Annotated in this window: 33 protein-coding genes and 1 pseudogene; 14 read left to right on the top strand and 20 right to left on the bottom strand. The window is 52.7% G+C overall.

What is annotated here, in order from left to right; translation table 11 throughout:
- Positions 1-46 precede the first annotated feature (46 nt).
- From ACYQ0R_RS06580 to ACYQ0R_RS06565, 4 genes are all read right to left on the bottom strand, one after another.
- Positions 47-244: an HVO_0649 family zinc finger protein gene (locus ACYQ0R_RS06580; RefSeq protein ID WP_459821793.1), complete on the bottom strand. Its 198-nt coding sequence runs from the start codon at positions 242-244 to the stop codon at positions 47-49.
- Between the two features lie 127 nt (positions 245-371).
- Positions 372-815: a creatininase family protein gene (locus tag ACYQ0R_RS06575; protein WP_488193303.1), complete on the bottom strand. Its 444-nt coding sequence runs from the start codon at positions 813-815 to the stop codon at positions 372-374.
- 44 nt (positions 816-859) lie between these two features.
- Positions 860-1,513 (bottom strand): IS630 family transposase, encoded by a 654-nt coding sequence (locus ACYQ0R_RS06570; RefSeq protein WP_459825695.1) that lies wholly within the window; start codon positions 1,511-1,513, stop codon positions 860-862.
- A gap of 1 nt (position 1,514) precedes the next feature.
- A complete protein-coding gene (locus ACYQ0R_RS06565; RefSeq protein ID WP_459821791.1) occupies positions 1,515-1,988 on the bottom strand; it encodes a helix-turn-helix domain-containing protein in 474 nt (157 codons plus the stop codon).
- A 79-nt stretch (positions 1,989-2,067) separates the two neighbouring features.
- Between ACYQ0R_RS06565 and ACYQ0R_RS06560 the strand changes: the two genes are divergently transcribed.
- Complete coding sequence (locus tag ACYQ0R_RS06560) at positions 2,068-2,367, top strand: hypothetical protein (protein ID WP_459821789.1); 300 nt, start codon at positions 2,068-2,070, stop codon at positions 2,365-2,367.
- A 1-nt stretch (position 2,368) separates the two neighbouring features.
- Positions 2,369-3,340: a tyrosine-type recombinase/integrase gene (locus tag ACYQ0R_RS06555; protein WP_459821788.1), complete on the top strand. Its 972-nt coding sequence runs from the start codon at positions 2,369-2,371 to the stop codon at positions 3,338-3,340.
- Positions 3,341-3,683: 343 nt separating this feature from the next.
- Here ACYQ0R_RS06555 and ACYQ0R_RS06550 read toward each other — a convergent pair whose 3' ends face one another.
- Entirely contained in the window at positions 3,684-4,193 is a 510-nt protein-coding gene (locus ACYQ0R_RS06550) for a coiled-coil domain-containing protein (protein WP_459821786.1), read from the bottom strand.
- Positions 4,194-4,308: 115 nt separating this feature from the next.
- Between ACYQ0R_RS06550 and ACYQ0R_RS06545 the strand changes: the two genes are divergently transcribed.
- Entirely contained in the window at positions 4,309-4,539 is a 231-nt protein-coding gene (locus tag ACYQ0R_RS06545; RefSeq protein ID WP_459821784.1) for a hypothetical protein, read from the top strand.
- 226 nt (positions 4,540-4,765) lie between these two features.
- Here ACYQ0R_RS06545 and ACYQ0R_RS06540 read toward each other — a convergent pair whose 3' ends face one another.
- The gene (locus tag ACYQ0R_RS06540; RefSeq protein ID WP_159483882.1) at positions 4,766-4,999 is read right to left on the bottom strand and encodes a DeoR family transcriptional regulator; all 234 of its coding nucleotides are present in this window, start codon (positions 4,997-4,999) and stop codon (positions 4,766-4,768) included.
- A 99-nt stretch (positions 5,000-5,098) separates the two neighbouring features.
- Here ACYQ0R_RS06540 and ACYQ0R_RS06535 point away from each other — a divergent pair, with 99 nt between their 5' ends.
- The 6 genes from ACYQ0R_RS06535 (at position 5,099) to ACYQ0R_RS06510 (ending at position 12,979) form a co-directional block, all read left to right on the top strand.
- A complete protein-coding gene (locus tag ACYQ0R_RS06535) occupies positions 5,099-5,722 on the top strand; it encodes a hypothetical protein (protein ID WP_459821782.1) in 624 nt (207 codons plus the stop codon).
- A 21-nt stretch (positions 5,723-5,743) separates the two neighbouring features.
- On the top strand, positions 5,744-6,103 hold the full coding sequence (locus ACYQ0R_RS06530; protein ID WP_459821780.1) for a hypothetical protein: 360 nt from the start codon (positions 5,744-5,746) through the stop codon (positions 6,101-6,103).
- A gap of 128 nt (positions 6,104-6,231) precedes the next feature.
- On the top strand, positions 6,232-9,024 hold the full coding sequence (locus tag ACYQ0R_RS06525) for a DUF499 family protein (RefSeq protein WP_459821778.1): 2,793 nt from the start codon (positions 6,232-6,234) through the stop codon (positions 9,022-9,024).
- A complete protein-coding gene (locus ACYQ0R_RS06520) occupies positions 9,017-9,940 on the top strand; it encodes a hypothetical protein (RefSeq protein ID WP_459821776.1) in 924 nt (307 codons plus the stop codon). The genes ACYQ0R_RS06525 and ACYQ0R_RS06520 overlap by 8 nt, the downstream gene beginning before the upstream one ends.
- Before the next feature lie 172 nt (positions 9,941-10,112).
- Positions 10,113-12,587, top strand: coding sequence for a DUF1156 domain-containing protein (locus ACYQ0R_RS06515; protein WP_459821774.1), 2,475 nt, complete (start codon positions 10,113-10,115; stop codon positions 12,585-12,587).
- Between the two features lie 2 nt (positions 12,588-12,589).
- Positions 12,590-12,979: a DUF8076 family protein gene (locus tag ACYQ0R_RS06510; protein ID WP_459821772.1), complete on the top strand. Its 390-nt coding sequence runs from the start codon at positions 12,590-12,592 to the stop codon at positions 12,977-12,979.
- 8 nt (positions 12,980-12,987) lie between these two features.
- On the opposite strand, the gene ACYQ0R_RS06505 is transcribed toward ACYQ0R_RS06510, so the two are convergent.
- Entirely contained in the window at positions 12,988-13,269 is a 282-nt protein-coding gene (locus tag ACYQ0R_RS06505; RefSeq protein WP_459821770.1) for a DUF3892 domain-containing protein, read from the bottom strand.
- A gap of 63 nt (positions 13,270-13,332) precedes the next feature.
- Between ACYQ0R_RS06505 and ACYQ0R_RS06500 the strand changes: the two genes are divergently transcribed.
- A complete protein-coding gene (locus ACYQ0R_RS06500; RefSeq protein ID WP_459821768.1) occupies positions 13,333-14,118 on the top strand; it encodes a hypothetical protein in 786 nt (261 codons plus the stop codon).
- Between the two features lie 51 nt (positions 14,119-14,169).
- Here ACYQ0R_RS06500 and ACYQ0R_RS06495 read toward each other — a convergent pair whose 3' ends face one another.
- The 8 genes and pseudogenes from ACYQ0R_RS06495 to ACYQ0R_RS06460 all read right to left on the bottom strand — a co-directional run.
- Positions 14,170-14,613 carry a hypothetical protein gene (locus tag ACYQ0R_RS06495; protein WP_459821766.1) on the bottom strand — a complete coding sequence of 148 codons (444 nt, stop codon included), beginning with the start codon at positions 14,611-14,613 and terminating at the stop codon, positions 14,170-14,172.
- A gap of 21 nt (positions 14,614-14,634) precedes the next feature.
- The gene (locus tag ACYQ0R_RS06490) at positions 14,635-14,862 is read right to left on the bottom strand and encodes a hypothetical protein (protein WP_459821764.1); all 228 of its coding nucleotides are present in this window, start codon (positions 14,860-14,862) and stop codon (positions 14,635-14,637) included.
- Positions 14,863-15,013: 151 nt separating this feature from the next.
- The gene (locus ACYQ0R_RS06485; protein ID WP_459821762.1) at positions 15,014-15,739 is read right to left on the bottom strand and encodes a recombinase family protein; all 726 of its coding nucleotides are present in this window, start codon (positions 15,737-15,739) and stop codon (positions 15,014-15,016) included.
- 129 nt (positions 15,740-15,868) lie between these two features.
- Complete coding sequence (locus tag ACYQ0R_RS06480; RefSeq protein WP_459821760.1) at positions 15,869-17,200, bottom strand: hypothetical protein; 1,332 nt, start codon at positions 17,198-17,200, stop codon at positions 15,869-15,871.
- Positions 17,201-17,587: 387 nt separating this feature from the next.
- The gene (locus ACYQ0R_RS06475) at positions 17,588-18,154 is read right to left on the bottom strand and encodes a hypothetical protein (RefSeq protein WP_459821758.1); all 567 of its coding nucleotides are present in this window, start codon (positions 18,152-18,154) and stop codon (positions 17,588-17,590) included.
- A complete protein-coding gene (locus tag ACYQ0R_RS06470) occupies positions 18,151-18,492 on the bottom strand; it encodes a hypothetical protein (RefSeq protein ID WP_152419393.1) in 342 nt (113 codons plus the stop codon). Before ACYQ0R_RS06470 ends, ACYQ0R_RS06475 begins: the two co-directional genes overlap by 4 nt.
- Before the next feature lie 235 nt (positions 18,493-18,727).
- Entirely contained in the window at positions 18,728-19,003 is a 276-nt protein-coding gene (locus ACYQ0R_RS06465; protein ID WP_006672435.1) for a hypothetical protein, read from the bottom strand.
- A gap of 110 nt (positions 19,004-19,113) precedes the next feature.
- A pseudogene (locus ACYQ0R_RS06460) lies at positions 19,114-19,521 on the bottom strand (creatininase family protein); the annotation flags it as partial.
- Positions 19,522-19,671: 150 nt separating this feature from the next.
- Between ACYQ0R_RS06460 and ACYQ0R_RS06455 the strand changes: the two are divergent.
- The 3 genes from ACYQ0R_RS06455 (at position 19,672) to ACYQ0R_RS06445 (ending at position 21,800) form a co-directional block, all read left to right on the top strand.
- Positions 19,672-20,067 (top strand): nascent polypeptide-associated complex protein, encoded by a 396-nt coding sequence (locus tag ACYQ0R_RS06455; RefSeq protein ID WP_459821755.1) that lies wholly within the window; start codon positions 19,672-19,674, stop codon positions 20,065-20,067.
- Positions 20,064-20,819, top strand: coding sequence for a methyltransferase domain-containing protein (locus ACYQ0R_RS06450; protein ID WP_459821753.1), 756 nt, complete (start codon positions 20,064-20,066; stop codon positions 20,817-20,819). The genes ACYQ0R_RS06455 and ACYQ0R_RS06450 overlap by 4 nt, the downstream gene beginning before the upstream one ends.
- A gap of 81 nt (positions 20,820-20,900) precedes the next feature.
- A complete protein-coding gene (locus ACYQ0R_RS06445) occupies positions 20,901-21,800 on the top strand; it encodes a transcriptional regulator TbsP domain-containing protein (RefSeq protein ID WP_459821751.1) in 900 nt (299 codons plus the stop codon).
- 132 nt (positions 21,801-21,932) lie between these two features.
- Here ACYQ0R_RS06445 and ACYQ0R_RS06440 read toward each other — a convergent pair whose 3' ends face one another.
- The 5 genes from ACYQ0R_RS06440 to ACYQ0R_RS06420 form a co-directional block, all read right to left on the bottom strand.
- A complete protein-coding gene (locus ACYQ0R_RS06440) occupies positions 21,933-22,823 on the bottom strand; it encodes a PspA/IM30 family protein (RefSeq protein ID WP_459825693.1) in 891 nt (296 codons plus the stop codon).
- A 144-nt stretch (positions 22,824-22,967) separates the two neighbouring features.
- Complete coding sequence (locus tag ACYQ0R_RS06435; protein ID WP_459825691.1) at positions 22,968-23,300, bottom strand: AzlD domain-containing protein; 333 nt, start codon at positions 23,298-23,300, stop codon at positions 22,968-22,970.
- A 26-nt stretch (positions 23,301-23,326) separates the two neighbouring features.
- Positions 23,327-24,001, bottom strand: a complete 675-nt coding sequence (locus ACYQ0R_RS06430) for an AzlC family ABC transporter permease (RefSeq protein WP_459821749.1) — start codon at positions 23,999-24,001, stop codon at positions 23,327-23,329.
- 107 nt (positions 24,002-24,108) lie between these two features.
- On the bottom strand, positions 24,109-24,975 hold the full coding sequence (locus ACYQ0R_RS06425) for an RNA methyltransferase (protein ID WP_459821747.1): 867 nt from the start codon (positions 24,973-24,975) through the stop codon (positions 24,109-24,111).
- Entirely contained in the window at positions 24,972-25,565 is a 594-nt protein-coding gene (locus tag ACYQ0R_RS06420) for a DUF8114 family protein (protein WP_459821745.1), read from the bottom strand. The genes ACYQ0R_RS06425 and ACYQ0R_RS06420 overlap by 4 nt, the downstream gene beginning before the upstream one ends.
- A 132-nt stretch (positions 25,566-25,697) precedes the next feature.
- Here ACYQ0R_RS06420 and ACYQ0R_RS06415 point away from each other — a divergent pair, with 132 nt between their 5' ends.
- Positions 25,698-26,168 carry a DUF7124 domain-containing protein gene (locus ACYQ0R_RS06415; protein WP_459821743.1) on the top strand — a complete coding sequence of 157 codons (471 nt, stop codon included), beginning with the start codon at positions 25,698-25,700 and terminating at the stop codon, positions 26,166-26,168.
- Positions 26,169-26,182 lie beyond the last annotated feature (14 nt).

Here is a 26,182-nt window from a genome sequence, read left to right as displayed (position 1 = left end):
ATCGACGGAGAGGGCCACGGCTCGAATGAAAACTCAGAGTCGGCGATCAAAATCGGTAGTCGCGAACCGACTCGGCACCACACGAACGGCACTGTCGGCGATACACCACGGTCCTCCCCGAGGTTCCCGCACTCCACGTACCGTCGTCGTCGACGTATCCGCAGGCGTCACAGACGAACTGCGTGTCGTTGAGGCGAGCCCGGTACCGCTCGAACGCAGTCGTACCCCCGTGTCGTGATGACATACCTCGTGTGTACACGGATCGCGGATAAATAACTATCGATCATAAAGAATACTGCTGACCGGAGACGGATTACAGCGTCTATAAAAGAGACAGCGCGAGTACCACGGGCCACCGTGCGCGGGGTACTTCACCACGACTCGACGTGTGGCTCCGGGAGCAGCCGTTCGAGCGGTTGGTCGTCGAGCCACTGGAGTAGTTCGACGAGCTGGTCGACCGCAGCCTCGAACAGTCGTTCGCCCTTTTCCGAGGTGACGTCGGTCGGATCGCCGAACGCCCCGTTCCCGGAGTTATCGATCGCGTCGTAGTACGTTCGGGCACCGTTGACGACGGCGTCGGAGTCGTCAAGATGGACGAGCCCACCGTCGCGGGCGCTGTCGAACTGCTCCTCCCGAACGAGCTCCGGCGCGATATGCGTGATCATGGCCGTTTCTTTCGGGCCGGCGTGCGGACCGTTGTGCTCGAACAGCTCGTCGACGAGGTCGGGAATCGACTCGTCCCACATCCACTCGATGTATAGACTTAACTCTATACAGCGTCTACACACACTCATAATCGTGTCACAAATCAACATCAGAGTTGAAGATGAGACTAAGTGTAGGTTCAGATGTGTTCTGACTAGTTCCTCGGCTCAACTGGATACAGCTGCCGTAGCTTGATACGAGCGTCACCGGTGGTAAATTGCCAGTCGATAGGTCGATCAAACGCATTGTGTCGCTCTTCCCACGCAGCGACCTCCGCTCGGAGCGTCGCTGCGTCATAGATACGCCGGTCAAGACACTGCCGTTTGAGCACACCAATCTTGATTTCGGCCATGTTCAGCCAACTTCCTCGCTTCGGCGTGTAGTGGAACTCGAATCGATCAAGATACGCTTTCGCTTGCTCCGGTGGGAAGAACTCGTAGAAGGCAGCCGGTTTGTGCGTATTGAGCTGATCCATCACAACCCGGATGCGATCAGCATCCGGGTAGTGAACATCTGCCAGCTCAACCATCCGGTCGATCCATTCGGTCGTTCGCCGTCGGTCTGTCACTTCGACAGCCACCCAGCCGGTCAACGGTTCAGTAGTGATGTGTAGCCGCTGTTTCCCGTTACGTTCGTAGCGATGATCGACACGAGCGACCGCTCCCGGTTCGGCCGGGAGCGGATCGCGTTCATGGCCACGAAGTGCCTTGCTTGACTCGTCAAAACAGATGACTGGACGAGTTTCGTTGTACGGTTCGTGGTAAAGAGCAAGCACGTCTTCCATGTAGTAGACGAACTCAGCGTCCAGTTCAGGCGGTATTTCCCAGTAGCTGGAGAGATGCGGTTTCAGGGCGTTTTTTTAGACGGTCTCGGACGGTTTCGTGAGAGATCGACTCGAAGTCGATCTCGTCGAGCATCACGAGTTCATCAGCGAGGAGATGGAGCGTCCAGCGGGAGTGTCCCTCTGGTGGCTCGCTGCAGGCGAGTTTGATCAGTCGCGCTTCAGCATCGCCATCGAGTTTGATTTCATACTCGCGGTCGGGCTTGCGGCGATGAATCGCCGCGAGCCCTCGCTCACAGTAGTTCTTCCGTGCCCGATATGGAGTAGCGATTGAGCAATCGAGGTGCTCACAGATCTTCGAATCTGTGAGCCCTTCGTCTGCTTTCAGGAGAATCCGTGCCCGCGTAATGTCCTCAGCTTTGTGCTCACCGGTCGAAATGAACCACTCGAGCGTCCTTCGCTCCTCATCAGAGAGATCAACAACGTGCTGTTTCCGGCTCATTCCTGTAGATACGCTCCCAGAGAGCTTAAACTAGACAGTCTAAGTCTGAAGCTACACTAAGGATAAATGGCAGGACTATGTGGATTCAACAGACAAATTTCAGAACTTAACTCAACTAATAAAATATTCAATACACGAAGAGATGCGAGATGAAGAGGGTATAGATACAGATGTTTTAGATTCACATACGCAACAAATCCGAGGTGAAATCGAAGAGTTAGACCGTTCCGTGCGGGCTTTGGACTCATCAGTAATGACCACAGAAGAGTTTGAGGAGTTCGCAGATGGGTTGCGAGAGTACATCGAGAGTGAAATAGAGTACATGGAAAAACAGGCTCTCGTGGGAATGACCCGAGACCGACCTGACCCAGTAGAATAAAATGAAAGCAGTATACACACCCGACACAGATATTGAAACCGCTATAGAGTCCTATATTGAAGATGCGGACTCTCACGCATCCGAGCGAGAGCGTAAACGCATACTCCCACAGTTTGTTGAAATACTGAACTCTGAAGGAATAGAGTTAGAAACAGTTGAAGACATTCACCCCGACCACATCAGCATTTACTCCACCAATCGCAAAAACTCAGGAGTTAGAGAAGCAACCATCAGCAACGAAATAAACCCTATACAGGGTTTAACCCGCAAATACAACCACTTTGATTTTCTAAACCTATTCAATAAATCAGACCTCAAACTCAACACTAACACGGTTATACAGGACTCTGATAAAGTACCTCACATAAAAACAGATGAGTACATTAAAATGCTCCAATCTACGGATTCACTACGCAACGAATGTATTCTCCGAATTTTATGGGAAACAGGAGTTAGAAGGTCGGAATGTTCAAAAATAGATATTGAAGATATAGATTTCAACGAAAATAAAATCACAATTGATTCAGCAAAATCTAACGACACCCGTTCTGTATGGTTTGATTTCAGTACAGAGCAAAAACTCAGAACATACATCAATAGACACCGAGACACAATATACCCAAATCCAGAAACAGATGCCCTCTTTATCAACTGGCAGGGAACACGGCTAACACCTCATGCGATTAATTCTAATGTCGTTAAAATCGCAGAAAGAAGTGGCGTTCAGGATTCACTCGGAGAAAACGCAAAAGGTGACTCTCTCAACAGAGTAACAGCCCATTCATTCAGACACAGTTTTGCGGTACAGAGACTTCAGAATGGATGCTCGATAAAGTACATCGCAGATATGCTCGGAAACACCGTTAAAACGACAGCAAACACCTATTTACAAACAGACGACGAAGACATTAAAGAGCAAAATGAGAGATACAGACCGAAGGTCTATTCCACATCTCAGATAGAGTCGGAGTAGATAACAGAGATTTTTACTATGTTGTATGTTAACATAGTATAGTTATATTATGGCTTCTAGAAGAGTTAATGTATTACATCATACCCTGTATGTAATTGTAACACCTATATGTTCGTTATATTTCTAAAACCGCAGTAAGGAAGGCTGTTCCCTGTTATCTACTATGGAGTTGCTCGGTGTGTTATCCTTTGACAGTATTACAATTACATTAGGGGTAACACATCATACATTGGGGTAAAGGTTGTCTGATTCAACAGAAAACTACTGTATGATTGAAATATATGTATGATGATTACACTATGGGTATTACATCATACATTGGGGTAAAGACCCTGTTAAAAAGTTAGTTGCCCTGCTGTTCCTGTACCCACTCTCTGACTTTATCAATTTCTTCTGTTGGGTCTTCGATTGCGTTTGGAACGACTTTATCGCCTGTGTCGTGTAGGAGTTCAGTTTCTTCAACAATGTAATTGTAGAGGTCTTTTGGTTCTCCCACGAGTGCTTTATTCTTAAACATCTGAACCCATCGGTTAGGGTTAGTGTCGTTCTGATAGAGGCGTTCTACCATCATAATGACCTCTTCTTCTCTCTCTTTCTGTGCTTCGTTGAGGTTTTCGAGTCTGTTCTCAATTTTTTGTTTTTCTTCCTGCTTCTCTTCGAGTGTCTGCTTCTGTTCTGCGAGGTCTTCCTGAATTTCGTTCAGTTGCTCCTGAAGTTGTTCTTCCGCTGACATTTCCATCGCTTTTCGCTCTTCTCTCAGGAGTCTGTTAACCAACCCGCTGAAGTTGTCTACTGCGTTTTCTACCCATTCTTCGTTATCCTGATGAATTAGAATTGTCTTTCGTTTGCTCATTGCGTTAGTTATGTTAGGGGGTAGGTATTAAAAGTGTTACTTTTGTCATAATGTAATACCTCTTTATACGGTGATTGCAAAGTTTTATACGGACGGGTATTTAAATATTAGATTTATGACACAAACAGAAAGCGTGTCTGAAAGTGGTACAGAGTTTAAAACAGGTTTGGAAGCGTGGGACGAACAAATTAAGAACACTCTCTCGTATGTTGTTCTCGATGAGTGCGAGGGGCAGGCTGGAAATTATACGATGTGGGATGCGTGGCAGGATTCCATGCGGCGGGCTAAGACGGTTTCACATAGTAGAGAGTGGGAGAATAAGGCGATTGAGATTTCGAGTTTGTAACGATTGACGACCTTCTGACTGAACTTTTTTATTTTGACTTCAACCTGACAGCGGCTGTCATGTCATTTATCGCTCCGACACCGCCCCGCAAATTTGGAACCTACGGTTCCAATTTGCTATACCGATAGGGTGAGATAGCGACAATAGTGCCAGTCTGGTCTGGGTTACTATACTGGGAGTGCGGGCTGAGTAGCATAGCCCGATATACACACTCTCAAAATCAGGGTCAAGGGTGGAAGATAGAAGGCTGGATAGTCATCAGCGGATAATACAACCCATCTTCTCGCTTCTTCACAAATCCATCCTGCTGAAGGTCTCTAACACACCTTCTCACCGTCCGTTCAGAAACTCCGTATGTATGTTCTGCGAGTTCTGAAACTGTGAACCCACGCCGCTGTTCTTCCGTCCACACTGCTATGCTCGTGAGAACTGTGAGAAAGTTCTGCCTTGTGTCAGACATAGAATAGTATCTCGAATACAACCCCATATAATTTCTTCAGATAACAACAGACCAAAACCAAAACATTTATATAAAAATATCTTTATTAAGAATGGTGCTATGTATGACAAAATAGACATAGAAAATTTTGTTGAAAAGATTGCTAAAGTAGAGCCAGTAGCGGTTACAGTGTCTAAAAGCGGTGTTCGGGGAGGTATAATAATTCTTACAATACATGGTGTAGATGGAGAAGAGGTACCCGACGAGATATCCCAAGCCTCCGAGGTCTCCGTGCGTGGAGTCTCTGCTCAACTGATGATGGAGTACACCCACGATGGTCTCAACACGATGGATGGTATATTGCTACATGGGTCCGAGGATATTGTACCTGATTGCTGTGAAATGGATGTGGGTTTCAGTACCCTATACAACGAGTTTGAGGACTACGCTGGAGAGCAAGCGGCAACAGAACTCAACGAGATTCTTCAGGATTACTGTGAGGGTGTGGACACCCGTCTCTTGAGAGAGATTGCGGCTCACACTGAGCCAGCCGTATCCTTCTTCTCACCGTCTGGTGACTCTCTGATTGAAGCATACCAGATAGATGGGCACACATATTACCTCTATACCGATGGTGGCGTGTATGAGGCGTACAGAGGCTCTGTATTATCTCCTACAACAACCGAGATGTTTCAGGACTCTAAGTACTGGCAGTCAACTGATGCCGCTATCGCAGTAGTGTAATTCAACATCAACTCACAAACTATGTCAGACCAACTAATAACAGAAAACGAAGTACAGCAGATAGAACAAGATGCCGATATCGGCTTAGATTATCACAATCACGGGAAATTGGTTGAAATCCAGGGATGGTCTGAGGTACCCCTCAATATCCATCCCAAATCAGGGGCAACTGATGGACAAGCAGAAGCGTATGTGACATACCAAGAAGATTCAAATACAGATGAAAACGGCGGTGTCGTTGAGTTAAGATGGTATCATCGGACGGATGATGGCTACTTGGACTCGGATAACTTTGATGTCCTCTCTGAGAGCAAAATTGCGGATATTCGGTCAGTCGAGACCGCAATCGAGCAGTTACTTGACGAAGTGGACTCTTCCTAATTGAAGACCCCGCTATCGTCTCGTAATCCAACCGCCTTCCCGAACCCTCTACGACATAACAACTTTACCAACAGCATGAAATGCTGTAAGTATGGAATTCATCGACCATCGTGAAGGGGGTGCCCTCGATGGCTGAAGGGACTCTTTCGGACTACATTACACCAAGTGAGGAGATTCAGTCATCAGATGGCTCAATCGACCCTGCTGGGCTTCTGGACGAAGTGAGCCTCTACAACCTTTACGACGATAGAGACTCACCTGAGAAGGACGCAGACCGTATTCTCGAAATTACATACCCGACTAACACGCTTACGACTATTGTTGAGAATACGGCGGCAGCGTTGGACGAGGGTTCTGGGTTCTCTGAAGGTGGACAAATCGTCGGTGGAGGGTACGGGAGTGGTAAAAGCCACATAGAACTCGTCGTGTATCACCTGTTCAATTCACCCACTCTCGGACAGAAGTGGCTCGACCAACAGGGGATTTCAGTCGAACTTCCGACCAACACTCGGACAGCAGCACTCCAGATGTTCAATCTGGATAGTGATTATAACCGACTTTCTGAAGCAGTCGGGGACTATCTCGGTATTGACCAGTGGGCAGATGGGACGAGCCTACCGACAGTTCACGAAATTCGGGATACACTCGAAGGGAGACCGACGCTCGTCCTTATCGACGAGTTCGAGCGGTGGTTCGGGATGGCAGACCGTTCCGACTACCAAGATGACAACCTTGCGTTCCTCCAGAACCTTCTCGAAGCCGCTGGTCGGGATGACACGCAACTGAGTGTCTTTGTCTCCCTCCTGTACGAAAACGACGATGTACAGGCGATTACGCAACGGACGAACCCGTTTACTCACGACCTTTCCTCCCGTCGAGACGAGAAAATCGACTTCATTCTTCACCGGCTCGTGGGCGATGTGATTGACCCAGAGGGGGTCTCCTCTCTCGCCAAGGAATACACGGATGTGTATCGACAAAATGACCAGATACAGTTAGAAGACTACCAAGATATGGAAGACCGCATCGAACGGTACTATCCCTTCCATCCGCTACTCCTTGACCTTCTAATGGAGAAGTATTCTGAACAGCGGATTAGTTCGGACGCACGAGGTCTCCTTCGCTTCCTCACCGAAATTCTTCGAGACAACTTCAACCAAACAGACCTCATTCTAACGGGAAATGTGGATGTCTTCGGCTATACCGACCGATTCCAGTATATCGACAACGAACTCGTTGGGAAGTACATCAACGACTACCACCGCCTCCAGAAGGCAGATGGGGAGTTCGACGACCTAATCGAGGAACTCGTCAACATCGTCCTGCTCCACAGTCTCGGTCGGGGCGGAGAAGAAGGAGCAAACAAACGGGAGATGCTGATGGGAATCATCCGAAAGGGGATTAATGCCCATCGTATCATCCAGACATTCACCGAAGATGTGTACGGACATGCGTGGCACATTCACCGGATAAACGGTGAGTACGCTTTCGACACCGAAGAGAACCCTGCTGCTCGCATTGAAAAGAAAGCCGAAGACATCCACAAGCACGACGCTATCCACCGTGTCGAATCGCTCATTCGAGGAGACCTCTTCGGCGGGGAAAACAATGTGTTCATCCTTGACCCGGTGAACACTGACCAGAACATTCCCGATAACAAGGCACTCAAAATAGTCGTTTCTCTGGGTGCCAAGCGGAGTTACGACGAGGATTTCGAGGCACTCACGACTGGACAGGAACGAGAGTTCAACAACACACTGGTACTCGTAACGCCTGCGAAGCGGTCGAGCGTTGACACGAACACGGGAATCATCGAACTCGGTCGCAAAGTCGTCGCCGGAGAACAACTCAAGCGAGAAGAGGGAGTTCTCCCCGAAGGATTCGATGAGATTCACGACCAGAACTACCAGAACCTTCGAGACCGAGTTCGGGACAAGTATGGCACCGTCCATACCTCGACCGACCGAGGATTATTCCCCCAAGACCTCCCAACTGGTGGGAACACCGACTTCTACACGGCAACGCTGTCAGTCGTCGAGCCGGACACCAGCCAACTTCGGTCCGAAGTGAAAAACGCCGTCAAAGACGCTGGAGCCAGCGGTATCCAATATCAACACCTGCGAAACGACTTCTACCGCAATCCTGCCTATACGACGCTTACCACCGAAGACGAACTCGAAGAAGCAATTAATTCGCTCTGTCGGGATGCGGTGATTCAGGTTGGAACCTACTTCGAACAGCGAGTCGGGAGTCTCGGGAGCGATACCAACCTCGTCCACGAGCAATACATCGTCGAAGAAGACGACGAGGAGGACGAAGAAACGACGATTACCATCGATACCACCGAGACATCCTCGACAACTCAAACGGCGTCAGAGACGGGTGATAGCGACTCGACAGAAGGAGAATCGGCAGGCACTTCGGCAAGTGCGTCGGCGTTTGCCTGTCCACAGTGTGGTGAAGAGTTACGGGGAACATCCTGTGAGTGCGGCTTCGAGTTCGATGCGAGCGATGTTCGGGAAGGAAAAGTGTCGGTTGAAGGAGCGACGACCGACGAATTGCTCGATAACTTTGGAATAGACGAACCGGCACGCCCATCCGTGCGACCACATCCCGTGATGGGTACCATCGATGCCGACAATAAGCCAGACCTCATCGACCGGCTCGAACGGGACATCGGTATCGAGTGGGAGATTCACGAAGCGAAAATAACGGTTAACGGGACGCTGACAACCGACGACCTCCAAGAATACGGTATTAGTGCCGATGCTCTTGATGAACGAGTAACGCTCGATGAAACCTTCGAGTTCGCCCCTGATGAACCGCTTTCCCGGCAGGCGTTTCTGAGTCTGGTGTGGGATTTGAGTGTCCCCGAGAAGGCTACGCTGTCCGTCAGTTTACAGGTGGACAAAAATGAGTAATGAACTATACGGAAGCGAAGAGTTCACTTCGCTTCTAAATGAGGAGAACATCCTTGATGGGGTGTTCGAGTGTTTGCGACGAATTTGGGGTAATGAAGACGCTCTCGGGAACCGCCAACTCGCCAAGTCGGAGTACCAAACTCGACTCCTCGAACGAGAGTTAGCAAGCCTGTATTCGCCCCTATATGACGAACTAATCGAACAGATGGGCGAACACCCGCTTCCTGACATAGAATCCGGTTGTGGGGTGATTATGGACGCTCTCAGCCTCCGTGAGGGTTTCCGACTGGAGGATGACCTCAAGGAGGAACACGGCTGGGAGGTCTCTCTTTCCTGGGCACCAATTGAGCGGCTCCCGAGTGAGACGCAATTCATCTGCCGGGAATGGTTCGACGCTCAGAGTCCCTCTGTTGTGTCTCGGGAGGATTACAGATTCATCGGGGATATGACTGTCCCACAACTTCCCAGTACGAACCCCGAATTCGTTTGGACACGACACCCGGACAGACGGCTCGAAACAGCCTTGAAAGGGAACTACTCAACCGAAGAAATAGAGGAGATATACGACGACACAAAGCAGTTGCTCGAAGACATCATCCACGAAAGTACCCACGACGAATTCCTCGTAACGAGCGACCACGGGTATGTGAACCATCTTGGGAATTCCCCGTACTCAACGACGGACGAGCAGGAGGAAGCCCTCGCCAGCAAGTTCAGTGGTCGGTTTTGCGAAGTTGGAAACGGACAGTCGTACCGAATTCTCGAACGGGCGAACATTATTAAACGGGTACGGCAGCATTATGTCGTACAAGGGCACCACAACTGGACTAAGCGAGGAGCGACGAAGAAGGTCTCACACGGCGGATTAAGCCTCCCCGAGTGTATGACTCCAGTACTGCGGATTCAGACAAATTAACGACTCGGTGACACAATACATGGAAACTTGGGATAAACTACCCCTGAACCTGATGGATGAACTGGCTGAGAAAGAAACCTACCGACGAGATGTCTATCGCCCCATCTATTCTCTACACAAATGGTGGGCACGGCGAGCAGGCTCGACCTTTCGCTGTCTCGGTCTCGCTGCGATGACTGACGAGACCGTAACGAAGGACGATATCCTCACGGAACGAAATAGCGGCACACACGACGGGCTGTACATCAATCCAGACGATGACCGAATTGATAGAGATGTAACTGTCCTCGACCCCTTCGCAGGCGGTGGAACAACACTTGTGGAGATGAACCGTCTTGGAGCGGATGTCATCGGCTACGAACTGAACCCCGTTGCGTGGTGGACTGAGAAGAAGTCGATGGACGATGTGAATCTCGATGTCCTTAAGCGGGAATTCAATCGGATTCTCGAAGAAACTCGGGAAGAATTAGGAGAGTACTACACGACAATAGACCCAGAGACTGGACAAGAGTGTGAAGTCCTGTATTACTTCCAATCACAGCAAATCCCGTGTCTCACCTGTGATGAAGAGGTTCAACTCTTCCCTCGCTACCAACTGGCAAAAACAAAAAAGACCCGCCCCGGTGTGCTGTACTGTCCGAACCAAGACTGTGATGACCGAATTATCGAGTTAGAATCAAGAGATAAAGGTTTAAAACAGGGGACTGAAGTGAGTATATCTGGCGCTGGTGTTGAAATCGTAAGTGAAGATGGTAAAGAGATATGTCCCAACTGCGGATACGAATTTGACCCAAATGATGGTACTTACGGATATGGTAAATACACCTGTTCAAACGGACACAAACATGATGTGAAAGAGACACTCCAGCGGGGAGACAAAAAGCCATCATTTGACAGATTTGCTCTTCAGTATGTTGACCCACGGGGTAACAAGCGAATTAAAGAATTTGGTCAGCATGATGCTCAGCAGTTACAGAAAGCACAAGAACATTTTGAGGAAGTTTCGGATGAACTTCCAATACCATCTCAGCGAATACCGAATGGAGACAAAACACAAGCGCTTCTAAATTACAACTATAATGAATTTAATGAATTATTTACTAACAGACACCTCTTGACATACGGAATATTATTCCAGAAGGCTTGGAATGCCCGAAATGAGACTTTCCCTGAAGCCGATAGTCAGAATATCGCTGAATTTATAATAACGGCATTGTCCAGCAGTTTGGAGTATAACGGGAAATTAGTTCACTGGCAAAACAACCTATCAATCCCGGGTCCTGTATTCAAACGACACGCATACATCCCACGAGTCCAGCCGGTGGAGAGTAACCCACTGATTTCACTTAATAGTTCTTCGTCATTACAAAATTTCTTCTCTAAAGTCTCGGAGGCGAAAGAATACTGTGTTCGACCTTTTGAGAAAATCAAAAATAACCAATCAGGGGAAGTTGAGCAGTTCTTTATTGAGAATGAATCCATCGCAGATTCAAGAGTTAAAAGCCTGAATTGTAAAACATCTGAGCGACTTGACCAAAATGATGGTTCGGTTGATTATGTGATTACAGACCCACCGTACTACGATAATGTTCAATATTCGGAACTTTCTGATTACTTTTATGTATGGCTTAGAGAATGCCTCAAAGACGAATACGATGAATTCAAACCAGAACTCGTGCCCAAAGCCAGAGAGATAGTTGCCAACAAGAGTGCCAACAAGGACGAAGAGTTCTTCGTCGAATCACTCTCGAATGTGTTCTCTGAAGCCAATCGGGTGCTGAAGCCGGATGGTGAGATGATTTTCACCTACCATCACAACGAGAACGAAGCGTGGTCGGTGATTCTACAAGCCCTAATTAAGAGTGGGTTCACCATCGCAGGTGCGTATCCGGTTCAGTCAGAGATGCCGAACAATCCACACATCTCCGACCTTGATAACGCCGAATACGACATCCTCATCTTCGCCAACAAGGAGCGAACAGACGAAGAAATCACGCTTACAGAACTGCGTCAAAACCTATTCTTCGAACTTCAGGACATCATCGCAGAGGAACGAGACCGCCACGAAGACCTCGGACAAGCCGACCTCGGCGTCATCCTCCGTGGCAAATGTATGTACTACTACTCCAGACACTATCCGAATGTGTTCTCCGATGGCGAAGAGGTGGATATCGACACCGCTCTCGATACGGTCGATTCTGTCATCGAGCAAATTCTGGAGGGGTCGGTGAATCTTCCACAAGCCATCGACCCACTCACGCAGTCGTATGCGGCACTCTACCAGCGAGGTGCCGAAGACTACGACGAACTCAACAAGCACCTACTGGCGAAGAATCTGAATGTAAGCGACCTCGAAGACGAGAAGTTGGTCAAAGGTTCCCGAGACAAGAAGGTGCCTGTAACCGCCGACGAGCGTATCAACTACATTGAGAGCAAACTCAACAAGAACGGAATGGGGTCTGACAGCCTGCTCGACATTGACAAGGTTCACTACCTCTACCACCTCTACAAGTCCGACCAGAATACGGTCGAGTATCTAAAGGAGTGGAAGACGGACGACCTCGAAGCCCTTGCGGACTTCATGGCGGATGTTACCGATGATGAACGATATGAGAGCGTTATGGAGATGGGTCTCCAACAGTTCTAACTATGACACTCCACCAAGGATTCAACATCGTAACCGAGCCGGTTGCCGACACGGAGACCGAGATGTCTTCGTTGGAGTTCTTCCGGCGGCTCGCTGCTGACGAGGAGGTCTCGACGCCCGTTACAGTAACTGGTCTTGAGGACTTGCTGTACAACGCTGATGAAACCGACCGCAGTAGTGTTCTTGGTGAACTTCGGCAAACGCTCCGAAACACACAGTCTCTGGGGTCAATGGAAGCGGTTCAGTTCATCATCGATGGTCAGATAGTCGATGATGTCGAGTTTCGTGTTCGGATGGAAACGAGCGACGGCGGCGTCTATCTGGACATCGGACAGTTGTTCGTCGAGGAGCCGAAACCGTTGACTGCGACTCACGCCGTGGCAAGAAAGTAGGCACCTAATCAGCAATCGGGTTGCTTCAGAAGATTATCTTGTGATGTGTCGTTCGCCTCTGTTCTAACATATTTTGTCCCCTGCCGTTCGACTGCCTCCAAGTATGTTCTTGAACCACTATGTTCGACAAAGAACTGGTCTCCCTCATCCTCGATTCGGTCGTGAATCCTCTCTGGCGCATATGTGTTCACACCGCCCCCTTTGCTCGGGATTCCAATCGTCGTGATACAACGACAGTCATCGTAACTGGAGGTGTCGTCTGTTGAGACGCATTCTACGGAGTATGCCATGTTAACGCACAAATCATTAATCCTACAAAACTGTTAGGGTCAGAAGACAGAATAATCGAATCTATGAGCGACATGGATGATGTGAATCGACTAATAATGGACACCAACTATTGGATTTCCCTAAAGACGAATCCAGAACAGTTCAAGGAATTCTACGATACTGTATCCTCTGATGATGTGAAGGTCATCCTCAGTTACGGGAATTTTATTGACTTAGTGAAGGCAGAAGAGCAAGACACTCTGTCGAAAATCATCGCTGGGACAGCGGACTATTGTCTTCCACCAATACCCTCCAGTGGAAATGAATACATTGTTTCAGGTAGTCCGTTATCTCTCATTCCGGATGACGAATTCCGGAGTTTTGCGGCTACACAGACAGAAGGTCTTGGTATGGTTGAGACGCTCCAGTATATTTTTCGTTCGTCAAATTGGGAACCAGTTGACGAATTTTACGAGGGAATAGGAGAATACCGAGACCTCATACAGGAGTATGGATATGAGAATCTCAAAGGGCTGGCTTTTGAAGACTATTTAGAAAAGCGGGAAGATGGAGAGAAACTGGTTCTTCACCAACATAAATTGGATGTCGTGGAATATGTGAAGGGAGAAATCTACCTCCAACGGCTCGAAGTAATGGATTCTAATGAGAATCCGGATGCGAATGACATTGCGGATTTGGAGATATGTACGCAGGCAATCCTCTCTGATTGTAATATGCTTTTACTGGAGTCCAAGTGGGTCAATTTAGACCTAATTGATAGAGTAGTCGAAAACCTCGAAGAAGGTATTAAACCGGAAGTGTACGACGACTTCGATATCGTTATGTCTCAATTAAGAACAAATCACTAAACTGAATGTTTCAATTCTGTCTGGCTCGTCAGCGACTCAAGCAACACACAGTCATACAATCCTCTGAAGTCCATCAACGATAGCGTCAACACCGACGATTCCAAGGAATACTGCCCCTCCGAGAATACCAACAATAAACACGATGAATACAGCCTCAAACACCCAACTCAGAGCGTTCTTTCTCCAAATCTGTGTAATTGCTTTTTCCAAATTTGATTCGAGGTCGGAAGTGTCTGTGGAGACGATTTTATAAAATCCCGGTCCAGTCAGTGACCCGTATTTTTTGATAAGGTGGTCAATTTGGACACAGGTGTTCTCTGCTCTATTGTGTAGGTATTCTATTTGGTACTCTCCAGAATTGATTGTTTGGAGGTCGTCACCTCGCTCCAGAGCGTTTAGATTTTCCTTACATTGATACCGAATCCGATTCCGTTCTTTGCGTGCCGTTCCGAAGTCTGGAAATAGCCTCTGTAACGGCTTGAGAATAGCATCCATATAATGACACGAGTGTTCCGCTTATCTACTCCTCACAATCCCAAGGTTTCGTTTTGTACTAACAATCACGCTGAACTGGTTCTCATTCTCCGGGTTCAAAAACGCATCCTCCACCCATCGATGTTGCTTAACCTCATCCACCGAAAGTCCAGAACTCGGGATGGTAATCTGTTTGGTTCTATCACCGTTCTCTTTCGGCTCAAATTGGGTATCATCGAGGGCTGCTTTTATTCGTGCTTCGACAGACATAGGCAATAATTCATATTACCATTAAATAACATTTTGCCTACTTTGGCTCTCTATCTTGTTTATTAGCCGCTTGAACTCCTCTCGTTCGGGGTAACTCTCTGAGTATAATCAGAAGTTATCTATTTATTCCGTAGAACAGGGTCTGTACGGTTCAATTCAATGGTTCGAGAGCCTCTTGAACTCGACTATCATCCGCAGTTCCATCCAAGTACCACGAAAGCCGCTCCGTATCTTGATGAATATTAGAGAGTGCTTGCCGAGAGATTGGTAATGACTTAGCAACCGAATTGTAGGAATCCCCAGAGTCGATACGCTCTAATGCGTCCTGAATTTCAAAGAAGGAGACCTCGCCGTCGTCTGGGTCAACAATCGGTCGAAGATAGCCCTCATCGTTTCGTTTGAATCCCGCTGGAGGAGTCCCGAGCCATTTTCCTTCATCTCGTGCCCGTTTGACTCCCGCTTTTGTACGGCGAACGAGCGTTCGGTGTTCCTGCTGGTACACCATCCCGATGATGTCTGCGACAAAACGATTCTGACCGTCTGGAGTAATTCGTTCAACGGCTCCGTCTGTAATCACGATGGTTGTGTCAGTCTCCTCGCAGAGATTAAAGAATCGCTGAAGTGTTTCACCAGACCGACTGATTCGAGATATCTCCCAGCAAATGACTGTCTCGTATTCACCAGCCTCGATGTCATCCATCAACGATTGGAACTGTTCTCGGGCGTCAGAGACTCCGCTTCCGATGTCCACATACATTTCTGTATCAGCCAATTCTAAGCCTTCAGAAGACAGCCACCGCTTGATGCTTTCTCGCTGATGGTCATCTGCTTGTTTGTCTGTACTTGCTCGGATATAAACCGCATAATCTGTTGACATTTCTATGGGCTGCTGCTTACAGATGGTACACTATATAAATATCGGCGGTTGGTTACAGGGTGTAACTCATCGGTCGATTAATTACAGTTCCACGAGCCACGGATGGACATTACCCGCTCAGGAATATGCTCATTTGCCTTCAACAAAATGGTATGTTGCCGCAGTCTGGTTACTAGAGTATGCGGCAATAGAGGCCGTGGATGGGTCAATAGATATATGGTCGGCACTTCGCTCGTCAGTCTCTGTGAACTCTGGACGCCTCCAGTTACTATCTCGTCCAACTCCGCTTTCTACCCGCTCTCCGATGTGGCTGGTTTCAGGGTCTAAATCAATCCCAACGCCACCAGACAGGTGATGGTATGCCGTTGGTGGAGCATCACTCATTCGAAAGAGGAAGAGGCTTGTGTCGTATCCAAGATGATGAAGGATACCATTTGCAGCGAACCCCTGCGCCTTACAATCTCCTTCTCCGTCTCTGAAGAATAATTCAGGGTATGGGACTCGAACCGATTCCGAAACCGTATCCCACGGCTGGGCATAACTTGTTGTGCTGTTGATTAGATTATATGCCGTCCGAACAATAATGTCATCATCGTCGGTTAGGTTATTCCGTTCAAATACTCCTTGAATCGCATCAGCAATATCAGCGAAGATAGGGCGCTCTAAGTATCTGACTCCACTTAATGACCCCTCGCTTCTCGTGTCAAGATAGTCCTGCCACGCTATCGGGTCATCTTCATAAATCGCCTCTAAGGAATCCATATCCTCGATACTAATGGAATGCTTCACCACGAAAGGAATTCTGGGTAATTCTTCATAACGATTTGAAGTAGTAGAGATATGAGAAATAAAAACAAAGTGTTGTTCACCATCTTCCACCCATGTATGATTATTACCCATTGAGTCAATATTCTGGGATTCTTCTCCGTTCTCTCGGTGCGTATAAGCGATTAATGGGCGTTCAACAACATCTTTGATAGTAACTCCTTGGCGACTTTCTAATTCTAACCCGAGTCGCACTCGAAACGCCTGTTCGTTCACTCTTGGGATATCATCCCAATAATCCATTAGTTCGATTTGTACATCGTCAGGACGACCACCTCCATCCACGATTTGAATTTTATCAAGTGTTCTAACATCATCTGGTTCTTCAGACTCAAATTCAGGAGATGTATATTTTTGCGGGAGGGCTTGAATAACCAATTCAACAGACTCTTCGAGTTCCCCCCTTACATCAAACTCTACCTCGACAACAGACCATGCGTTTTTTTCGGAACCGATGTCCGTAGCGCTGCCTCGAACATCAGTAATTTCACCCGCTCGTTCATCATCCCCTGATTCGGGTTCATGGCTGTCATCAAGGCGAGAGTCATCATTTCCATCACCGATACAGCCAGCAATTCCCGCAATCCCTCCGAGAGCAATCGAAGAGACGAAATGACGACGGTTTGGCTGATTCATATCATATACCCGTCTGAGTTTCTCTTATTCTTTTCCACCGCTTCGACACAGAGCGAACGCCGAGTAACTTGGCGTCGAGCCTTTTGGAATACATCTTTCAGGACGAATGAGTGAGTTGAGCGATGATTTGGATGGCTTCTCGTGGAGAATCAACTCGGGTTCGCAAAAGGAACTCATCCAGTTCCCCGACCTCGTGGATAGTGTATATCGAGAGTACACGGGCGTCTGTGTAGTCTCGGTACTCATAGCAGGTTTTCCCCTCTCGAAGCCAGTAGTGTGTCCCGTAGTCCAACTCTTTCCGTTCCCAGTCGTCAAAATAGTTGTTTGAATCCGCTGAGATAACACCAAACCCTACACCCAACGCTGATGTCAACAGTTCTCTACGGTTCATTCAATCACCTCCACCATCTCCCCAGATATCTCTCTGTACACTTGCCGAATCGACCACAGTTCGGGAACCTTCCACTCAACCAATCTTGAAGCGACATCCAACGGATGGACATCGAAAGAATCCTTGTCGTACTCTCTCTTCGTACTCGGTGTTGTGTATGTCACATGGTGGTACTGATAGACCACATCCCAGCCGCCCCCTGAATATACAAGGTCTCCATCTTGGTTTTGATATTCGACAGCATCCACATACGAGTCCAGAAGTCGAGATGCCTGCCCCCACGATAGCACACTAAACCGAAGGGAATCAGCAATCACCGAGAGATACCGCTGGTCATCCTCGTTCAGAACCTTCAGCACACCTCCGTTCTCCCCTCGATACACAACTCGGTCTGAATCTACTCTCAGTCGGTCATACAGACCGATTTTTTGGGGGAATAACCGCTCTAATTCGTCTTCTTGTGAGTTGTTCGTATCAATCATCGTCTCTCGCCCAAACGGCGGTGTAACGACTAATCCTGCTCCGATACTTCCTGTCCATTCGAGAAGCGTGCGTCGGTTCATGCCAAGTCTACCTCGTGTGTCTCAAGAACCTCTCCCTCCGATGCCCAGAGGACGAGTGTAACCGTGTCCTCATCAGGTGGATACCCAATCGACTGTCTGGGTAAGCGGGCATCCATCTGGTTCAATTCATACGGCTCGCTTTGTCCATCGATGTAGATTCCATACGCATCGACCTCCGCACGAGTTTCAGAATCCGAGACGAAGCGAAGATGGAGTACTTGATTGACTTCGCCTTGCGAAATTGATTCTACATACTCCGAGTCTGGAACAGTGTATAGGTCTATCACAAAGTACCCGAATCCCAGTACCAGAGAGACGACCAGCAGGATTTGGAACACTCGTAGAATCACCTAACCGAACACCCCCGCCGACCAGATAGGGAGTGTCATTAGCCCGAGAAAGACTCCAATCGCTACCGTGGACGCACCCGTTAACATCAGATAAAGCACGCACACGGCGAGGATGAAATACAGAGCCGACCAAACGAACCCGAGCATCGAGTAGAAAAAATAGAACACGGCTAACCAGATAGCGACAAACGGGTACACGAGCAGGTCATAGCCGAGCATTTTCTCACCTATTACCCCCGAAAATCTCTGCGAACAGGTCTCGTTCCTCGATTTTGACCATATCACCAACCATGTGATACTCCATTATCTCCTCCATCTCTGGGGCACATTCCGACATCATCTCGTCCACATCCATCTCGTGTGATTCTGCCTCAATTTCGAGGTCACATGCTTTGATTCTGAGGCGGTTTGGTCTCTGCCTCTTAATCGTCGTACCAGATGGCTTCTTACTGGAATCGCTATCGCTGTCGCTCTTGGAGTTCGGGGTCTCATCAGTCATATACGCAGTTGAATATTAGTTCCCAGTTGTTATGAAAGTGTAGCTAAGATGCCAGGAATATTCAACTCGCAGCGAAGTTCGTATAGACGCAGTAAAGATTACGACGCACACATCCACTCGATCGCGTACATCGTCCCCTCCTCGTGAAGTCGACGCCCCACCTCGCGAAGATGCGAAACGTTGCCGCCGTGGGCGTTCACGTACACGACGCGGTCGATCCCGTGGTACGCGAGATTCCGGGTGAGGCTCTCGACGTACGCACGAAACGCGGGCGGGTCGACCCACAGGGTTCCGTGAAACTGCCGGTGATGCGGACTGACTCCGACGTCGATCGTCGGCGTTCGGAGGTAGCCGGTGCGGTCAGCGGCGGCAGTCGAGAGCGCCTCAGCGATCAGGTGGTCGGTCGCCAGCGGGAGATGCGGCCCGTGCTGTTCGGTGGATCCGACCGGTACGATCGCCACCGACTCCGATCCGAAATACTCGCCGAGCTCAGGCCACGTGTGGGCTGTGATGTCCATACGTACTCGTCGGCACCGGGATCCATCAATCCCGGAGATACGGCGGTCTCGTCCGGATGCGCGATCTTCACGCTGGACGCGGCGAGGCTTCGCTCTTGACGCGGCGAGGCTTCGCCACCCTTTTTGTATCGTGCAGCCGAACGTACGTCCATGTTTGGAGGCGGCGGGATGAACCCGCGGAAGATGAAACAGATGATGAAGCAGATGGGGATCGACGTCGACGAGCTCGACGCCGAGCGGGTCGTCATCGAGACGGGCGACGGGGACCTCGTGTTCGAGACACCGCAGGTGACCCGGATGGACGCACAGGGTCAACAGACGTACCAGATCGTCGGCGAAGCCGAGGAGGTCGAAAACGCCGGGATCGAACGTGGTGGATCGGACGACGGCGGGAGTACGGACGCTGGCGGGACTGCCGCAGGTGCGATCCCCGAGGAGGACGTTTCCATCGTCGCCGAGCGTGCGGGCGTCCCCGAGGCGAAGGCCCGCGAGGCGCTGGAAGCGACCGACGGCGACCTCGCGGCCGCGATCGCGAACCTCGAGTGACTGACGCGGCGTATCTCCTGGTCCACGGCGACCGGGAGTACCTGCTGGAGCCGGGCGAGGAGTTCGGCACGGATCTCGGCGTCATCGAACTCCCCGAAGACATCGACCACGGTGACACCGTCGAGACGCACCTCGGTACCGTCTTCGAGGTCCGCGAACTCCGGGGTCCGGACCTGTTCGACCACCTCGAACGTACCGGCGCGCCGATGATGCCCCGGGATATCGGCCTCGTGATCGGACACACCGGCGTCGCCGCCGGCGACCGCGTGCTCGATGCTGGAACCGGAACCGGGATCCTCTCGGCGTATCTCGGGCGGACGGGTGCGTCGGTGACGACCTACGAGATCGACCCGGCGTTCGCCGATGTCGCTCGCGAGAACATGGCGACTGCAGGGGTTACCGACCAGGTTGACGTCCGGACCGGCGATCTCACGGAGCAACTCGACGAACTGGTCGACGGCGACGGATTCGATCTCATCACGCTGGATACGGGCGACGCGGCTGCTGTCGTTGAGCGCGCACCGGAACTGCTCGTTCCCGGCGGCTTCCTCGCCGTCTACTCCCCGTTCGTCGAGGGGACTCGGGAGGTCGTTCTCGCCGCTCGTGACGCCGAATTAGACGGTGTCGAGGCGCTGGAGACGATATCTCGAGAGATGGATTTCTCCGACCGTGGCTCGCGCCCCTCGACCGCTGGCGTCGGCCACACCGGCTACCTCGTGTTCGCTCGGGCCCCATCCACCGTTACTCGCTGATTGTGACCGCTTCCGGTCCCGTCACGTCGACCGCCAGAACGAGCGGAACGCTCTTTGTCCGTCCCCGGATCGGTCCCGTGTATGGCCGTCGTCGACGACCTCGAGCGTGCACTCGTCGGCCGACGGGTCGTCATCGGTATCGGCGTCACCGATCGGCTGCTACCGGGAGTAGACGCGGCACGGAACCGAACCGACGGCGGAACGTGGCGGATCCGCTGTCCACCGGGCGTCGTCGACCAACTCAGTCGTGCGTTCGTGCTCGGTACGGCCGTCGCCGAAGCCGTCGACGACGAATCGATCGAACTCCGCACTGCGCCGGCGACAGCTACGGCGAACCCCCCCACCACGGTGTTTGTGACCGGCGAAGCCGTTCACGCAGTTGTCGGCCCGTCGAACGACCGGACGGTCGTGACGGAACCTGATGCGACCGTCGTTGAGGATGTCAGGATGATGGCTACCGGACGGTTCGACTCCGGCAAGCCGGCGTCAATATCGATGCCGGGGCGATCGCGGTTGATCGACACAGCGCGTTCGTACGTGGGCGAACGGTTCGCCGAGGATATCGAAAGCGTGCTGTCCGCGGCGGAGTTCGGTGCGTTCATGCGCTCGACTCCCGTCTCGGATCGCGTCCTCCTCCTCGCGCTGGGCGCGCGCCACGATCACCTATTTGCCACGGTGCGAGCATGGGCGGACGACACCGGGATCGCTGCCAGCCAGACGTTCACCGAACCGCGGCGCGTACTTGAACGGGCGGCGCTGATCGAGAGCGTCAAAGTTCCGATGGGCGTCGGTCACCCAAACTATCGCCTCCGTGCCCTCGATCCGACGCTGGTCCACGGCTCCGTCGAGGAGGTCGTCGAACGTCTCTGTGACGGACTATCAGAGCATCGACGGACCGATCAGGAGCCGCGATCCGGGAGGGCATCCGGACCGACCGGCCGCCACGCAGCTGACGCGCCGGTGTGGGACCGAGAAGAGTGAACGACGACGTCTGACCACTTCCACGCAGAAGATCGGATCTACGACGTCAACGCCTGTAAAACGGAAGAACCGTCATGTGATGATCGCCTCGTGTTCCGACGCAGAGTGGACGGCGGATCCCAGCGATCCGTCTCAGTTTCGCGGTTCGTCGGCGTCCGCCTCGGACTCGGCCACTTCGACATCGGTGTCGATGGTCGATTCGATGTCGTCCTCGAGCTCCGCTTCGAGATCCGTCTCGTCGAGCTCCGCCTCCAGGTCGTCGATTTCGGCGTCGATTTCGGCGTCGTCGCTCGCAGACGTATCGCCATTCGCCGGGGGGTTGTCGCTTTTCCCGAGCTCGCCTTTCAGCGTCTCGAGCTCGGCGTCGACCTCGCTGTTGGTCGAGAGACTCTCGAGCTCGCGGTCGATGTCGTCTTTATCCGAGAGCGCGTCCTCGAACGCGCCGTCGTCCTGCAGTTCGTCCATCGCTTCCGCTCGTGCCTCCATCTCCTCGGTCCGTTCCTCGGCCCGCTCGATGGAACGAGAGACGTCCTCCATCTCGTCGCCGACGCCGGTCATCGCTTCGCTCACACGCGAGGAGGCCTCGGCAGCCTCGTAGCGTGCCTTCATCGTCTCCTTTTTCGTACGGAACTCCTCGATCCGGTTTTGCAGATCGTTTTTCTTCTCGACGAGCTGCTCCTGTGTGTTCTCGAGTTCCGCGATCTGTCCCTCGAGCTCCTCTATCTGGCTCATCTTCGACTTCTTTTTCTCGAGAGCCTTGCGTGCGAGGTCGTCGCGGTCCTGCTGGACCGCTTCGCGTGCCTGTCGGTTGTGGTTGTCGACGTTCTCCTCCAGTTTCCGTTTCTGGATCTCCAGCCGCTTCTTTTGGGTCGTGAGATCGGCGATCCCCTGTTTTACGTCCTGGAGCTCGTCGCGCATCTGTTCGTACGAGTAATCGAGCGTCTCCGTCGGGTCCTCCGCCCGGTTGAGGATGGCGTTCACCTTCGAGCGGATGACGTAGGAGGCACGCGAGAGGATTCCCATATCCGTCATACACGTTCCACCCGTTAAAACCTCATGTGGTTCGAGCCGCCCGCATCGGCCTCAGACGAGCCCTCACTGCGATCGAACCGTTCGTGACGCTCGTGTCCACGTCTGCTTCGCGAACGCGGAGCCAGCATCGCGAGATCAAGCCAGTACGACGAACCGCAACAGCCACAGCGTTCCCATCCCAACGGCGATCGTCGCGAACACGTTCTCCGTTCGCCACGCGACGGCGGCGGCAACGGCCCCCGCGATCAGCCGGTCGTCGACGAGCGTCGCCGAGAGCGTCGGACGGATCGTTACCAAGTCGGGGACGACGAGCGCCGCGAGAACGGCGGGAGGGACGAACCGAAGGAGACGGCTCACACGGGACGGTACGTCGTCGATTCGGCCGAACAGATGGATGAACGAGAGTCGGAATCCGTACGTCGCAAGCCCGATGGCGAGGATCGCGAGCCAGATCCGCGGCGTGCTCATCCGAGCGGTGGCAGCCAAGGGTGAGGTCACGCCGACACCTCCTCGATAATCAGTCCGGCGGCGATGCCGACGACGGTACCCACGGGCAACGCGAGGTTAAAGGGGAGCCCGGCGACGGCGACGGTCGCCGTCCCGGCGACGGCTGCGGCGACCGTCGTCGGACGATCACGCATCGTCGGCACCAACAGCGCGAGAAAGACGAGCGGAATCGCGAACGTGAGTCCGAGCTCGTCGGGGACGCCAGCACCGAGCACGACGCCGACGATGGTGCCGACCACCCAGACCGCCCAGATCGCGCCGCCGGCCCCGAGGTAGTACCGCCACCGTCCGCGGTCGTCGTTCTCGGCAAACTCCGCGACCGATAACGCGTATGCCTGATCGGTGAGCAGATACGCCAGTCCAGCACGCATCCGTTGGGTGTACGTCGCGAAATGCGGCGCGATCGACGCCGAGTACATGATGAGCCGGAGGTTGATCACGATTGCCGTCCCGATCACGACCGCGAGTGGCGCGTTCTGGCCGATGAGCTCCAGAGCGGCGAGCTGCGATGCGCCGGCAAACACGACCACCGACATGCCAACGGCCTGCGGGAACGTGAGCCCCGCTTCGACCGCGGCGACCCCGGCGACGAGCGCGAACGGAGCGATCCCCAAAAGCAGTGGGGCCGCAGCGCGCGCGCCGGCACGGAGATCATCGTGCATACAAGCGATGACGTACCTCCGGGGAAATCGCTGTCGGATCGCGGGGCGACTTCGGAGAGGCCGCCGGCCGAGCGGGAGGCATCCGGGGAGCTGGGGTGACCACCGTCTCACTCCCGTGGGTAGGGATACTCGTCGTATTTCGCTGCCAGATGGTCGGCGTGGTCGAGCTTCGCGGTCGCCTTCCGGAACGTTCCCAAAAGCGAGTGGATCTCCCGTTCCGTCGGATGTGCTCGACCGAGCAGTCGACGCATCAGCAGCTCGTTTTTCTCCCGTCGGTGCGGCTTCTGTCCGGTCGCTTCGAGGAACTCACCGAAGTACTCGTGGAACCGTTCGATGTCCGGCTCCGGCGCTCGCGTGACTTCCACGTCCGGCAGCTGCGTCTCCTCGACGGTCAGCTCGCGGAGTTCGTACAAAAGAACGGTAGCCGCCTGTCCGAGATTCAACACGGGGTAGGATGCGGCGGCCGGGATCGAACACACCTCGTCGATCCGGCCGAGCTCCTCGTTGTTCAGTCCGCGCCCCTCGCGACCGAACACGATGGCTGTCTGCGCGTCGACGGATTTCAGTGACTCCCGAAGCTCGGCCGGGGTTTTAAACGGATATCGCTCGTGGCGCCGGTCGTCCTCGCCGGTGATCGCCGTCGTGCCGACGGTGTAGTAGTTCTCGACGACCTCGTCGAACGTGATCTCGTCGGCGTTCGGTAACACGTCCTCCCGGGCGTGGCCGGCGAAGCCGTACGCCTCGCCATCCACCTCCAGCTCCGGCGGATCCACCAGTTTGAGATCCGACAGCCCGAAGTTCTTCATCGCTCGGGCGATCGTGCCGACGTTTCCCGGCGTCTCGGGCTCAACCACGACGACGACGGGTTTCGACCGCGCCGAACGCTCCGACGTGCGGTCGATCGACCCCGCAGATGCATCCGCCGCAGTCGATTCCGTCGGCCAATTCGCCCAGTCCGTTCGGTCTTCGGTCATCGGTTCGACGGGTACTCCGTCGAGAGGTCCACGTCGGCGTCCGCGAGATCCTCCTCGCTCAGTCGCTCGTCCGCGTCGGGCCCGTCGACGCCGGCGAGTTCGCGAATGTCGATACGCTCGCCGTCGAATCCGCGCTCGAGTCGCTCCTGTAGTTCTCGTTGGTCCGGCGGATCCGGTAGCGCGTCGGGAGCCTCGTCGACGTGCTCGACCGACCCGTACCCTTCGGGAGCGCTGTTCCCGGCGGCGATCCACTCGTGGAATCGATCGCCGAACCGCTGGGTTCCGGCGTGCTCGCTGCCACCGGCCTCCCGGAACCAGTAGAGAAACTCCGGCTCGTGGCTCGAACACAGAAGCACCTCCCCGCGTGGCTCGCCGTACACGATCTCCGCTTGGTTACAGCGATGGATCTCCGCTTCACCGTGGTCGAGATAGCAGACGTCACACGGCTCCTCGATCAGCTTGACGAGCCTAACGAGCCGTTCACGCGGATCCTCCGGTATTTCGTCGAGCGGCTTCAACTCGCCGTCCGCCGTAAATATCTCGTCCTCGTCGAACCGCCAGCCGCGGAGTCCGACGCTCACTTTCGCCATACGCACGCTTCGTTCGGGACCGATAAAAGCGCGTCCGTACGGAAGCGTCGTGACAGCGAGATTCCGAACTGTGTTCGGCTGACGATCAAGTCCACTAACAATTTAATAACTCATGAACCGTACGATCGGACCGTGTCACTCTCCGCGGATCCCGAGGCCCGCGACGGTGAGCTGACCCTCGTGTTCACCTTGAGTGCAGCGCGGGCGCTATCGGAGCCCGCCGCAGCGTTCGCGGACGCGCGTCGCTGGAGTCGGTACGTCGGGATCGTCGCCAACGATCCGTCGGCCGTCGCCGCCTTCGAGCGGACGCACGGCGTCGAAAACGACTACTCGCTGCGCAGCTGGGACAAGTGGGGAACTATCAAGAGCCTACACGAGATGACCGACACACCCCGCCACGTGTTGGTCGGTACGAGAAAGCAGGACCGACGGATCGCGACGGCAAGCGGGTGGGAGTTTCGCTCCATCGAGGAGGCTGCCGATCGGGCGGACTGGACGCTTCGTGACCCGAAAAGCGCCGGGCGTCAGCAGGACACCGGTCGTACAGGGACGGAAGGACCGGTGACCCGCCTCAGGCGACTGCTCGACGATCTGCTGCCTTGAGCCATCATCGAGGG

Source organism: Halorubrum luteum (genome assembly GCF_054652935.1).
This window is presented reverse-complemented; position numbering and strand designations above follow the sequence as displayed.